Genomic DNA, 13,497 nt, shown 5'->3' with positions numbered 1-13,497 from the left:
GGCGTAGTTAGCTCGCCGAAAAGTGTCAACCATGTCCCCGTACACCCGTCAACCATGTGTCCGGTCCGTACACGCTTTTGCAAAGTGACTCGCTGTAAGAGCGAAACCATAAGCGGCCGTTACCGCAGCAACGGATATATACCCAAACCCAACCAACACCCAACCACTACTCCGCACTACGCTGCGTATGACTCGATACAAACTGCCGAAACCGCTCAGTCGGCAACCCCTCAAACAACTCCGCCGGGGTGCCCTGGGCATCAATCAACCCATTGGCCATAAACACCACCCGATTGGACACATGCCGCGCAAACCCCATCTCATGGGTCACCACCAACATGGTCCGCCCTTCCTCGGCCAGCGACCGCATCACCCGCAACACCTCCCCCACCAACTCCGGGTCCAGCGCCGACGTCGGCTCATCAAACAACATTACTTGCGGGTTCATCGCCAACGCCCGGGCAATCGCCACCCGCTGCTGCTGCCCACCCGACAAATGCGCCGGGTAATAATCACGGCGATCATAAAGCCCCACCTTGTGCAGCAGTTGCTCAGCTTCCTCCACACACTCGGCCTTCGAACGCTTGAGCACCCGCATCGGCCCCTCGATGACATTTTGCAAAACCGTCATATGCGACCACAGGTTAAAACTCTGGAACACCATGCCCAGCTTGCTGCGCATGGTCTCCACCTGCCGCGTGCTGCCAGGCAACAACCGACCGTTGCGCTGGCGCTTGAGCTCGATGGTTTCGCCGTCGAGCACAATACTGCCCTCGTCCGGGGTTTCCAGCAGGTTGATACAACGCAGGAAAGTGCTCTTGCCCGAACCGCTGGCACCGAGGATGGAAATCACGTCACCTTTGTGAGCCTCCAGCGAAATCCCCTTGAGAACCTGTGCCGAACCGAAAGCCTTGTGAATGTTGTTAACCGTAAGGGCGCTCTGAATCTGAGTACTCATGACAAGCTCCGCTGCAATCAGGAATGAGAAATAGGTTCGGGGGTTTGCTTGACCGGCACGTCTTTCGGCCGCTCACGCAGATGGGGCGACAGACGATGTTCAATCCAGGCCACCACACGCACCACCAGGAAATTCAGGATCAGGTAGATCAACGCCGCACAAATGAACACTTCCATGGTGCGGTAGGTACGCTGGATGATTTGTTGCGCCACGCCGGTGACGTCCCACACGGTGACCAGGCTGGCCAGCGCGGTGGACTTGACCAGCAAGATGGCCTCGGTGGAATAGGCCGGAAGCGCCTGGCGCAAGGTGACGGGGCCGATCACTCGCCACAGCAGGGTCCAACGCCCCATGCCCACCGCCTGCCCCGCTTCGATCTGCCCTTGAGGCACGCTCAGCAGGCCACCGCGAATGATTTCAGCGGTGTAACCGGCGGTGCACAGCGCCAGGGAGACCACGGCGCAGCCATAAGGCGACCTCAACACCACCCACAGGAAGCTGTCGCGAATCGCCGGGAACTGGCCCAGGCCGTAATAGATCAGGAACATCTGGATCATCAGCGGCGTGCCGCGAAACAGCATGATGTAGAAACGCGCCGGGTAGCTGAGGAATGGCCAGCGGCTGACGCGCATGGACACCACGCCCAGCGACAGCAGCAACCCCAGGGTCAGGGACGAAAAAAACAAGGCCAGGGTGATGGGCAAGGCACCCAGCAACTTGAGCATGGTGTCGGCAAGAAAGGCGAAATCGATCATGGCAAACGGTCCCTTCTCACGACTGTGCAGGATTGCGCCGCTGCGTACGCTGTACGCGCGCTTCGGCAATATTGAAAAGACGGCCCGAAAGCCCGGTCAGAATCAGGTAGCACACGCCGCCGACGATGTAGAACGTGAAGTACTGGCGCGTGGAACCCGCCGCCACTTGGCTGGCGCGCATCAGTTCCACCAGGCCAATCACCGAAATCAGCGCGGAGTCTTTCAGGCTCATTTGCCAGACGTTGCCCAGGCCCGGCAGCGCGTACCGCCAGATCTGCGGGATCAGCACCCGGCGAATCCGCGTTGCGCGGTTCATGCCGATCGCCAGTGCCGCCTCAAGCTCACCCTTGGCCACCGCGATAAAGGCACCGCGATAGACCTCAGCCTGATACGACGCCGAGATCAATCCGACGGCGATGGCCCCCACCATGAACGGCGGGACATCGACATAGCCTTCACCGCCAAACCAGTGATTGACGGCCGTCACCACACTGGCACCGCCGAAATAGAACAGGTAGATCACCAACAGCTCCGGAATCCCCCGGAACAGGATGGAATACGCATCCCCCAGGTATCGCAAGGCACGCTTTTTGGAAAGCTTGGCCATGGCCACCAGGCTGCCGACCAGCGCACCGACCACCAGCGCCGCAAGGGTCAACAACACGGTCATGAGGGCGGCCTTGAGCAAGGCCATCCCCCAACCCGTGTCGCCAAAACTGAGCATCTGCATGAGACTCATCAAGTCACTCCTACCGAAAACACATAAAGCACCGGAACCTTGAAATCCGTCTCAACCTGCCCGACGTCCATGAAGCAAAGGGTGCAACTGGCTGCCTGGTTTACTTGACCATCGGCAGGTTCAAACCCTGCTCCTTGGCGCAATCAATCGCGATCTGGTAGCCCGCATCCGCATGACGCATCACGCCGGTCGCCGGGTCGTTGTGCAGCACGCGAGCGATACGCTCGGCGGCTTCGTCGGTACCGTCGCAGACAATCACCATGCCCGAGTGCTGGGAGAAGCCCATGCCGACGCCGCCGCCGTGRTGCAACGAAACCCAGGTCGCGCCGCTGGCGGTGTTGAGCARGGCGTTGAGCAGTGGCCAGTCGGACACGGCGTCGGARCCGTCCTGCATCGATTCGGTTTCACGGTTGGGGCTGGCCACCGAGCCGGAGTCCAGGTGGTCGCGGCCGATCACGATSGGYGCCGACAGCTCGCCGCTGCGCACCATTTCGTTGAATGCCAGGCCGAGCTTGGCGCGCTGGCCCAGGCCAACCCAGCAGATACGYGCCGGCAGGCCCTGGAAGCTGATGCGCTCGCGGGCCATGTCCAGCCAGTTGTGCAGGTGCGCGTCGTCCGGGATCAGCTCTTTGACTTTGGCGTCGGTCTTGTAGATGTCTTGCGGGTCGCCCGACAGCGCAGCCCAACGGAACGGGCCGATGCCACGGCAGAACAGCGGACGGATGTAGGCCGGGACGAAACCCGGGAAGTCGAAGGCGTTTTCCACGCCCACTTCTTGCGCCATCTGACGGATGTTGTTGCCGTAGTCGAACGTCGGGATGCCTTGTTTCTGGAACTCGAGCATGGCYTTGACGTGCACGGCCATCGACTGCTTGGCGGCCTTGATCACTTCGGCCGGTTCGGTCTTGGCGCGGGCGCGGTATTCGTCCCAGGTCCAGCCGGCGGGCAGGTAGCCGTTGAGCGGGTCGTGGGCGCTGGTCTGGTCGGTGACCATGTCCGGGCGCACGCCGCGCTTGACCAGTTCCGGAAGGATTTCAGCGGCGTTGCCCAGCAACGCGATGGAGATCGCCTGGCCGGCCTTGGTGTATTTGTCGATGCGCGCCAGGGCGTCGTCGAGGTCGGTGGCTTGTTCGTCGACGTAGCGGCTGCTCAGGCGGAAGTCGATGCTGACCTGCTGGCATTCGATGTTCAGCGAGCAGGCACCGGCCAGGGTCGCGGCCAGTGGCTGGGCGCCGCCCATGCCGCCGAGGCCGGCRGTCAGGACCCAACGGCCCTTGAGGTCATCGTTGTAGTGCTGGCGACCGGCTTCGACGAAGGTTTCGTAGGTGCCCTGCACGATGCCCTGGCTGCCGATGTAGATCCAGCTGCCGGCGGTCATCTGGCCGTACATGGCCAGGCCCTTGGCATCCAGTTCGTTGAAATGCTCCCAGCTCGCCCAGTGCGGYACCAGGTTGGAGTTGGCGATCAGCACGCGCGGGGCGTTGCTGTGGGTCTTGAACACGCCGACGGGTTTGCCGGATTGCACCAGCAGGGTTTCGTCGTCGTTGAGGTTGGTCAGGCTTTCGACGATCTTGTCGTAGCATTCCCARTTACGTGCCGCACGGCCGATACCGCCGTACACCACCAGTTCTTTCGGATTTTCGGCAACCTGCGGGTCGAGGTTGTTCATCAACATGCGCAGCGGCGCTTCAGTCAGCCAGCTTTTGGCGGTCAGCGTGTTGCCGCGTGCGGCACGGATTTCAACGTCACGGTATTGGGTAGGCTTGGTCACAAAAAAATCCTCAACGATCAATGCGCGAACATTGATGGGTGCGAAGAGGAWGYTCATGGACTCTTACGCACACATCTTTACTTGTACATACAAGCATATGCAAGGTTGTTGCCAACTCGACGCGTCGTTGAACAGAGAGGCCTGTAAGGCGCTGAAACACTTGAGTTGCGAGGCCAGCCCTCCGCGAACCCATTGCGCGAATCAACCTTGGCGAGGAACTTGCGCACGGTATTGAGGCACAAAGTAACAATCTGCCAGAAGCTGGTGCGCGCACGAGTAACATCCCACGGCATTGACCCGCGCGCGTGCACCTGTGGTCACAACCCGTTACTGTCGACCCTGGAAGATCCGGCCCGCGGCGAAAACACGCACTCAAGGCTTTTGAGATTTTCGTGCCAAACCACGGTTTTTCGTACCCAGCCCAGAAATTTGAGAGAAAATGCAAACCCAGCACACGGTCCGTTGTCATTTGCCCCATGCGTAAACTTCTTGGCTTCACCCTCATCATGGCCCTGGTCGCCGCCGTTTCCGCCTATCTGGTCTGGACCCAGGAGCGCCCCGTGGGCCATTACCTGTCCGACCTGCGGATCAACCTGGCAGTCGACCAGGGCGTGCCCGCCGACCGCGGCAACCTGCTGGGCATCCAGCCGGAACTGTTCCCCGCCGACTACCAGAGCCTGGAACGCCTGCACCTCAAGCTGGCGGCCTACCTGCAAAACGCCCGTGACCAGGGCCTGATCAACGACAAGACCATCGTGGTACTGCCGGAACATATCGGCACCTGGCTGATGGTCAGCGGCGAAAAGAACGAGCTGTACCAGGCCACCAACCTCAAGGAAGCGATGAACTGGTTGTCGGCGAGCAACCCGCTGCTGTTCCTGCGGGCCTTGATCAGCGCCAAGGGTGACGACCGCATCGACGACGCCTACCTGCGTATGAAGGCCCCGGCCATGGCCCGCGACTATCAAGTGCTGTTCGGTGGCCTGGCCAAGGAATTCGGCGTGACCCTGGTGGCCGGCTCCATTGCCCTGCCCAACCCGAGCGTCAACCAGGGCCAGCTGCAGATCGGCCATGGCGCGCTGTACAACACCAGTGTGGTCTTCGACCGCGATGGCTTGCCGCTGGGCCAGCCGCAACGCCAGCTGTATCCGATTTTTGACGAGCGCGGCTTTATTGAGCCGGGCGATGAAAACAGCGTCAGCGTGGTCGATACCCCGGCCGGGCGCCTGGGCATCCTGATCGGCAGCGACAGCTGGTACCCGGACAACTACCGCAAGCTCAACGAGCAAGGCGCCCAGTTGGTGGCGGTGCCGGCCTTCGTGATTGGCCGCGAAACCTGGGACAAGCCGTGGCGCGGCTTCAAAAGCGTGTCGACGCCAGCCGAGATCAGCCTCAAGCCCGAAGAGCTCAGCGAAGGCGAAGCCTGGCACCGCCTGACCCTGATCAGCCAGCAACCCATCAGCCAGGCCACCGCCGGCATGAGCGTGTTCCTGCGCGGGCAGTTCTTTGACATGGGCAGCGCCGGGCAAAGCTTCCTCAGCAGCAACGGCCAGGTGTTCGCCGACGGCAATGCCCGTGGCGCGCGCCTGCTGAACGTGTGGCTGTAACTCAATGAAGCCGGTGCGGCTTGGGGATTTGTCGGTGGGCTTCGTCCACACCTTGGCCGATGCGATCCACAGCCATGGCCTGGACCCGCAACCGTTGCTGCTGCAATACGGCCTTGACCCGGCACGCCTGGCCGAGGCGGGTGCACGCTTGTCGATCCCGCGCTATATGCGCCTGGGCTTTGCGGCCATCCAGTTGACCGGCGACGCCAGCCTGGGCCTGCGCATGGGCCAGCTCAGCCGCCTGAGCCAGGCCGGGCTCGCCGGGGTCACCGCCGCCCAGGCGCCCACCGTGCGCGAAGCCGCCCGTACCCTGACGCGCTTCGAAGCCTTGTACGGCTCCAACTATCGCGGCCAGTCGAGCTTTCACGAGGACACGGATGGCGCCTGGTTGCGCTTCTATTCCATCAGCCCCTACAACGCCTACAACCGCTTTGTGGTGGATTCGATCATCGCCGGGTGGCTGCATCAGTTGTCGAGCCTGAGCCTGCAACCGGTGCAGGCGCAACGCATCGAAATCGAATTCGAAGCACCGGACTACAGCGAGCGCTACAGCGTGCTGGGGGACTGCCCGATCCAGTTTGGCGCCGAGCACAACCAACTGCGCCTGAGCCAGAAAACCCTGGCCCTGCGCAACCCGGAACATTGCCCGAGTACCTGGCAATTACTGGTGCAATTGTGTGAACGGGAACTGGAGCAGTTGACGCGCACCCGCAGCCTGCGCGAGCGCATTACCCGCTTGCTCGGGCCGATGCTCAATGGTGGCCGGGAACCCGACCTAGAAGAAGTGGCGTCACGCTTGAAACTGCCGACCTGGACCCTGCGGCGCAAGCTGGCGGAAGAAGGGACTCAGTTCCGGGCGATTCTCAACGACACTCGCCGCGACCTGGCCATGACCTACATTCGCGATACCGAACTGGCGTTCGGTGAAATTGCCTATTTGCTCGGTTTTGCTTCAGCGGAAGCCTTTCAACGGGCGTTCAAGCGCTGGAACAGCCAGACCCCAGGGGAATTTCGCCGCAGTCAGCGGCATTCCGCCTGACGTCTGTCTTACAGCTCGGTGGCATCATCGGCCGGATCCAGCGGATCCAGTTCAAAGGCGTGGTACTCGAGCAATTCTTCCTGGTAATCGTCCATGGTTGACTCCTTGTTTTATGAAAAGGGGTTGCTTAGTGACCTGCACAACCAGCCTAAAGTGCCGTCATGACGAAAAAATGTCCGTGGCATGACGTTCCTGCACTTCAGGATTAAACGTAGCAGGATTGCCTTGATTTAGCCGGATGAATTTTAGATGCAACTGCAATCATTGCAATTGCAATCGTAAGCCGAATTCCTTTAGGGTATGGGCACCCGTTGCCAAGCGACCCTGCTCATGACTGCCAGCACCGAACGCTCTGCCCTGATCTGCATCGACGCCCTGAATGCAACGCAGCAGCCCCGCTGCTCGCCCCTGTATAGCGTGATGACCATGGCCAACACCCTGGAGTCCAGCCGGCAGGCGTGGGTGATTCGCGGCCAGTCGCGCTCACGCCGAGTGGTGAGCTGGCCCACCTGGTTCGCGCGCAATACCGGGGAAAAACCCATGCTGTACCTGCACACTGCCGCGTCATCGGCGCAGTTGCGCGCGCTGTCCGGCGAGACCCGTCAGCGGGGCATCCTGTGCAACGACAATGCAACCCAGCCCTCCCCTTCACTGCCCTTATGGCTGGCCAGCAATCCTCACTGCACACCTTATGACCCGGCCTCCGGCGAGGAAGCCCGGGCGATTGTGCTGGCGGGTTTGCAGGCGCTTTATGTCGACGGCGAGCCGGGGTTCTACTATCTGGCACTGCACGATCAACACGAAGGGCCAGGGCTGAGCCCCCAGGATAGTGACCATGCGCTCAGGGGCATGTACCGGGTCTGGCGCTCATACACGAGTGAATTGAGGGTGCGGTTGCTGGGTGCGGGTCGAGCGTTTGAAGAAGTCGTGCACGCCGCGCAGTTGCTCGAGACGGATTGGAACGTCGAGGCGCAACTGTGGAGTTGCCCCAGCTACACACGGCTGGCCCGCGAAGCGGATGCAGCGCAACGCTGGAATCGCCTGCACCCGTTGGCACCGAAGCGCAGTTGTCATCTAAGGGATTGCCTGGCTGGGGATGGCGCGCCGGTGGTCGCAGTCACCGGGTATCCGCAGCCTATCGTCGATCAATTGGCGGGGCATGTGGATGCGCGTTTTGTAGCATTGGGTGCGGGCTCCGTGGAAACGTCAGCACCCAGTCGATATTGGGTAGCGGTGCTGGCATTGAAGGCGTTGGCGGATGACGGCTGGATCGAAGCAGAACAGGTGGAGACCGCCCTGAATCGATATCACCTGAAATGACGATCTGCAATCCATCGCAGATCAAATGTGGGAGCGGGCTTGCTCGCGAAGACGGTGTGCCTGTTGATATTACTGTTGCTGACACACCGCTTTCGCAAGCAAGCCCGCTCCCACACGGAATCCGCGTCGCCTGGAATATTTGCTTCAGGTCTTACGCCGCCCACGGGTCTGCACACCCGCCTCCATCGCCAGCCCTGCAGTGCGTTCCAACGCCTCGGCAAAACCCCGGCGTTGCTCGCTGTCGAGCTGCGACAAAAACAATTCATCCACGCTGCTTTCGTAGATTTTCCACATCTTTTTACGCAATACCCGGCCCGCGTCGGTGATCGAGACAAAGGCAGCACGCCCGTCACCGTCGGAGCGCGAACGCACCACCAGGCCGTCCTTTTCCAGACGGTCGACCAGGCGCGTCAGGTTGTAGCGTTCGATGGCCAGCACATCGGCCAATTCGTGCATGCGCCGGGTGCCATCGGGGCCACTTTCCAGGCCCCACAAAGCGTCGTACCAGGCATACGGCGGCAGACCGGCATCGGCCAGGCGCCGTTCGATTTCACGGATGACCGTCCTGTGGGCCCGAACAAAACGGAACCAGACATCAGGCTCTTTCGACGACATGCAACACCATCCGGGGAATTTCAAGAAGGTTGCAATAGTAGCTCATCCCGCGCTAGATTCAGCCATGTAGTTGCAATTGCAACTACATTCGCAAAGCTCCCACAAGGAGCCCACACGCTGAAACCCGTCCACCCTGGAGCCTGACATGACCCCGAACACTGCAGTACGCCTCGACGACGATCCACAGGAAACCCGCGAATGGCTGGAGTCCATCGAATCGGTGCTGTCCACCGAAGGCCGCCCGCGCGCGCATTACCTGATTGATCAGTTGCTGGATTTCGACGTGGCGCGGCATGGCGACTTCTACGGGCGGGTGACCACCCCGTACGTCAACACCATCCCGGTAGACCGCCAGTTGCCCTACCCCGGCAACCTGGCCACCGAGCGCCGGCTGAATGCGTTTATTCGCTGGAACGCCATGGCCATGGTGCTGCGCGCGGGCAAACATTCCGGCGTGGGCGGGCATATCGCAACCTATGCGTCGGCTGCGGTGCTGTATGACGTAGGCTTCGACCATTTCTTCCGTGGCCGAACTGAAAGCTTCGATGGCGACCTGGTGTACATCCAGGGCCACTCCGCGCCGGGCATTTACGGGCGGGCGTACCTCGAAGGCCGGATCAGCGAAGCCCAGCTGGACAACTTCCGCCGGGAAGCCGGTGGCGACGGTTTGTCATCCTATCCGCACCCTCGCCTCATGCCAGACTTCTGGCAGTTTCCTACGGTTTCCATGGGGCTCGGACCGATTACCGCCGCGTATCAGGCGCGCTTCATGCGCTACCTGGAGTTCCGCGACCTCAAGCAGCACCAGGGCCGCAAGGTGTGGGCGTTCCTCGGTGATGGCGAGATGGATCAGCCGGAATCCCTGGCAGCCATTTCCCTGGCCGGGCGCGAGAAGCTCGACAACCTGATCTTCGTGGTCAACTGCAACCTGCAACGCCTGGATGGGCCGGTGCGCGGCAATGCCAAGGTGATCCAGGAATTCGAAAGCCTGTACCGCGCCGCCGGCTGGAACGTGATCAAGGTAATCTGGGGCGGCGGCTGGGATGCGCTGCTGGAAAAGGATAAAAGCGGCTTGCTGCGCCAGCGCATGATGGAATGCGTGGACGGCGACTATCAGAACTACAAATCGCAAAACGGCGCCTACGTGCGGGAACACTTCTTCGGCAAATACCCGGAGTTGCTGGCGCTGGTGGCAGATATGTCCGACGACGATATCTGGAAACTCTCACGAGGCGGCCATGACCCGGACAAGGTCTACAACGCCTATGCCGCCGCCGTGCGTCACAGCGGCCAGCCGACGGTGATCCTGGCGAAAACCGTCAAGGGCTTCGGCATGGGCGAGGCCGGCGAAGGCCAGAACATCAACCACCAGCTGAAAAAGATGGGCGCTGAAGCCGTCAAAGCCTTCCGCGATCGCTTCGGGCTGGAAGTGGCCGACGACCAACTGGCTGAAATCCCGTATCTCAAACCGGCCGCCGACAGCGAAGAGGCACGCTATTTCGCCGCCCGCCGCCAGTCACTGGGCGGCTACGTACCGGCCCGCCATAGCGCGGTCGAGTCGCTGAAGATCCCGGAACTGGATGCCTTCGCCACCCAGCTCAAGGACACCGGCGAACGCGCGATCTCCACCACCATGGCCTTTGTGCGCATCCTCGGCACCCTGCTCAAGGACCCGAACCTGGGCAAACTGATCGTGCCCATCGTGCCGGACGAGTCCCGCACCTTTGGCATGGAAAGCCTGTTCCGCCAGATCGGCATTCACTCCGCTGTCGGCCAGCTCTACACCCCACAGGATGCCGGTCAGCTTTCCTACTACAAGGAAAGCAAGGACGGACAGATCATGCAGGAAGGCCTGAATGAATCCGGCGCCATTTCCTCATGGATCGCAGCGAGCACGTCCTACGCCAACCACGGCTTGATGACCGTGCCGTTCTACATTTTCTATTCGATGTTCGGCTTCCAGCGGGTTGGCGACCTGGCCTGGGCCGCGGGCGATGCACGGGCGCGGGGCTTCCTGCTGGGGGCGACGGCCGGGCGCACCACGCTGATGGGCGAAGGCCTGCAGCATGACGATGGCCACAGCCACGTGCTGTCGTCGGTGATCCCGTGCTGCATTTCCTACGATCCGACGTTTGCCTTCGAGCTGGCGGTGATCATTCGCGAAGGCATGCGCCGGATGTACGTCGAGCAAGAGGACATCTACTACTACATCACCCTGCTCAACGAAAACTACCCGCACCCGGCGATGCCCGAAGGCGTCGAGGACGGGATTCTCAAGGGTATGTATCGGTTGAAGGCGGCTGAAGACACCACGCAACCACGGGTACAACTGATGGGCAGCGGTTCGATCCTGCGGGAAGTCATCGCCGCCGCGGACCTGCTGCGCGATGATTTTGCCGTGGCCAGCGATGTGTGGAGTGTCACCAGCCTGACCGAGCTGCGCCGGGAAGGCCATGCCGTGGAGCGCTGGAACCTGCTGCATCCTGAAAGCGAACCGCGTACCAGCTATGTCGAGCAGTGCCTTGAGGGCCAGCCCGGGCCCGTGGTGGTCGCCACCGACTACATGAAAATCTTTGCCGATCAGATTCGCCCGTTTGTACCGGGCCGGCGCTTTGTGGCGCTGGGCACCGATGGCTTCGGGCAATCGGATACCCGCGAAACCTTGCGCGAGTTCTTCGAGGTGGACCGGTATTTCATTGCCCTGGCGGCCTTGAAGGCGCTGGCGGATGACGGCCTGATCAGCCGCGCCAGGGTGGCGGAGGCGATCAGCCGCTACGGGATCAACGTCGACAAGGCCAACCCCGTAGCGGTGTAGTTACTGCGCAGGCGTCGGCAGAGGCGGAATCGCTTCGGTCGGCGCCGGCAGCGCAGGAGTGGTGGCCTCTGGCGCAGGTGCCGGGGCTTCCTTTGGTGCAATCGGCGCGGGTTCCGCCGGTGGTACCACCGGCTCCGATGCCGCTGGCACCACCGCCGGTGTCACTGGGGCTGCCGGTGTGGCCGGCGTTTCTTTTGGCACTTCTTTCGGCGCTTCAACCTTATCGGCCTTATCGGCCGCCGGAGCTGCCTTAGGTTCCGGGATGCCCAGGTCAGCCTTGGGCTTCTCTGGAATATGCGCTGCCTTTTTCACTTCCTGGGGCAGGAAAACGTCCACCAGGGCGAAATAACGCTCATAAAACTTCGGCGCAGACACCGTCTCGCTGGCCACCTTGACCATGGAGTCGTCGGTGGAGCCAATCGGCATCGACACCGAACCCAACACACCCACACCGAGGCTGGCGGAGTTGTTGACCTTCTTCAAGGCGTAGCGATCCTGCAAGGCGTTGGCGAACATCGTCGAGTGATGATTGCCGCTGCCATCGTCGGCACACACCACGTTGAAGCTGATCTGCAGGTGAGTTTCGCCGGTCTGCTGGAAGCTCTTGTTACCCGCCACCAGCTTTGGATCGCTGCTGGTGATGATGTAACCCTGGCTCAACAGCGCACGCCGCGCCGCTTCGCAGGCCGCCGTGTCACTGACCGGGTAATCACGGGAAAACGTGCCGGAGTCGTCGAAGTTCTCATGTTCATAAATAGCGGTCTTGGGTGACGAGCAGCCCGCAGCGCCCGCCAGCACCAGCGCCAACCCGAGGCTACGCAAGTGAAATGATGTCGACATCGAAAATCCTGAGGAAAACAGTCAGGGCGGTATTGTGCAACAGAACGTGGCCTCGGCGCGCGAATTCCTGTCGGTAAAACGTCACAGCCTTACGGGACGGTGTCCGCAGGAAAAAGCCGCTCGCCCATATGGTCGATAAACACGCGCAATTTCGCCGAGGCATGGCGACTTGATGGCCAGAGCATCCAGAAGCTGCCGCTGTGCTCCAGGTAATAGTCCAGCACCCGTTGCAGCCGGCCCTGCTCCACCGATTCGCGGACCATGAAGTCTGGCAGGCAGGCAATCCCCAGGCCTTCATGGGCCACGTGCATCAGTGATTCGATGGTGGTGGAGACCAGCGGCGCACGCAGGGTCGGCTCCGGCAGGCCCGGCTCCGGGCGCAGTGGCCAGGTTTCCAGTTTGCCGGTGGCGCAGAATTTGTGGCGCAGGCAGGCGTGGTCGCTCAAATCCCGGGGCTGGCGCGGCGTACCGTGCAGGCGCAGGTACTCCGGGGACGCCACCAGCACCAGGCGGTAATACCCGAGGTGGCGCGCCATCAAGCGTGAGTCCTCGGGTTTGCCGGTGCGGATCACCGCGTCGAAACCCTCCTCGATCACATCCACCATGCGGTCGGAGAAGTCCACGTCCAACTCGATCTCGGGATAGGCGCGCATGAAATCCGTCAGTACCGGCATCAACAAGCCGCGCACTTGCGGCAGGCTGACGCGCAACTTGCCTCTGGGGGTGGCGGATGCCTGGCTCAGTTCCTGTTCTGCGGCTTCGACTTCCGCCAGGATGCGCCGGGAGCGTTCGAGAAACAGCGCGCCCTCGCTGGTCAACGTGATACTGCGGGTGCTGCGATGGAACAGCCGCACCCCCAGGCGCTCTTCGATGCGCGCGATGCTTTTGCCAATCGCCGAGGACGACACCCCCAGCATGCGCCCGGCCTCGGTAAAGCTGCGGGTTTCGGCCACCTGCACAAACACTGAAATACTGCCCAGGCTGTCCATCGTCTCGCTCCCGAGGATTGCGGACATTGGCGTCCGATAAGTTCGGAAC

At 61.6% G+C, this 13,497-nt stretch carries 11 protein-coding genes; 4 read left to right on the top strand and 7 right to left on the bottom strand.

The genetic code is table 11. The annotated features are described in order from the left end of the window. Positions 1 to 166 precede the first annotated feature (166 nt). From A462_RS27125 to hutU, 4 genes are all read right to left on the bottom strand, one after another. The gene (locus A462_RS27125; protein ID WP_003220035.1) at positions 167 to 958 is read right to left on the bottom strand and encodes an ABC transporter ATP-binding protein; all 792 of its coding nucleotides are present in this window, start codon (positions 956 to 958) and stop codon (positions 167 to 169) included. 17 nt (positions 959 to 975) lie between these two features. Continuing rightward, a complete protein-coding gene (locus tag A462_RS27130; RefSeq protein ID WP_003220033.1) occupies positions 976 to 1,713 on the bottom strand; it encodes an ABC transporter permease in 738 nt (245 codons plus the stop codon). Between the two features lie 16 nt (positions 1,714 to 1,729). Next, entirely contained in the window at positions 1,730 to 2,452 is a 723-nt protein-coding gene (locus A462_RS27135) for an ABC transporter permease (RefSeq protein ID WP_003220032.1), read from the bottom strand. 100 nt (positions 2,453 to 2,552) lie between these two features. Next, on the bottom strand, positions 2,553 to 4,223 hold the full coding sequence (gene hutU / locus A462_RS27140) for a urocanate hydratase (RefSeq protein WP_008431964.1): 1,671 nt from the start codon (positions 4,221 to 4,223) through the stop codon (positions 2,553 to 2,555). A gap of 476 nt (positions 4,224 to 4,699) precedes the next feature. Here hutU and A462_RS27145 point away from each other — a divergent pair, with 476 nt between their 5' ends. The 3 genes from A462_RS27145 to A462_RS27155 all read left to right on the top strand — a co-directional run bounded on the left by A462_RS27145 (position 4,700) and on the right by A462_RS27155 (position 8,189). Further along, positions 4,700 to 5,830, top strand: coding sequence for a carbon-nitrogen hydrolase family protein (locus A462_RS27145; RefSeq protein ID WP_008431963.1), 1,131 nt, complete (start codon positions 4,700 to 4,702; stop codon positions 5,828 to 5,830). 4 nt (positions 5,831 to 5,834) lie between these two features. After that, positions 5,835 to 6,869, top strand: a complete 1,035-nt coding sequence (locus A462_RS27150; protein WP_008431962.1) for an AraC family transcriptional regulator — start codon at positions 5,835 to 5,837, stop codon at positions 6,867 to 6,869. Between the two features lie 300 nt (positions 6,870 to 7,169). Next, complete coding sequence (locus A462_RS27155) at positions 7,170 to 8,189, top strand: transketolase-like TK C-terminal-containing protein (protein WP_008431960.1); 1,020 nt, start codon at positions 7,170 to 7,172, stop codon at positions 8,187 to 8,189. A 144-nt stretch (positions 8,190 to 8,333) separates the two neighbouring features. Here the strand turns inward: A462_RS27155 and A462_RS27160 are convergent, their stop codons facing one another. After that, positions 8,334 to 8,804, bottom strand: a complete 471-nt coding sequence (locus A462_RS27160) for a MarR family winged helix-turn-helix transcriptional regulator (RefSeq protein WP_008431958.1) — start codon at positions 8,802 to 8,804, stop codon at positions 8,334 to 8,336. 145 nt (positions 8,805 to 8,949) lie between these two features. On the opposite strand from A462_RS27160, the gene aceE reads away from it, so the two are divergent. Continuing rightward, complete coding sequence (gene aceE, locus A462_RS27165) at positions 8,950 to 11,619, top strand: pyruvate dehydrogenase (acetyl-transferring), homodimeric type (protein ID WP_003207866.1); 2,670 nt, start codon at positions 8,950 to 8,952, stop codon at positions 11,617 to 11,619. Here aceE and A462_RS27170 read toward each other — a convergent pair whose 3' ends face one another. Both A462_RS27170 and A462_RS27175 read right to left on the bottom strand, forming a co-directional pair. Next, entirely contained in the window at positions 11,620 to 12,459 is an 840-nt protein-coding gene (locus A462_RS27170; RefSeq protein WP_008431955.1) for a DUF2242 domain-containing protein, read from the bottom strand. 89 nt (positions 12,460 to 12,548) lie between these two features. After that, a complete protein-coding gene (locus A462_RS27175; RefSeq protein ID WP_003207864.1) occupies positions 12,549 to 13,448 on the bottom strand; it encodes a LysR family transcriptional regulator in 900 nt (299 codons plus the stop codon). Positions 13,449 to 13,497 lie beyond the last annotated feature (49 nt).

This window comes from Pseudomonas sp. Ag1, assembly GCF_000278565.1.
Taxonomy (GTDB): Bacteria; Pseudomonadota; Gammaproteobacteria; order Pseudomonadales; family Pseudomonadaceae; genus Aquipseudomonas.
The sequence above is the reverse complement of the archived record's forward strand: the minus strand, read 5'-3'. Positions and strand labels throughout refer to the sequence as shown.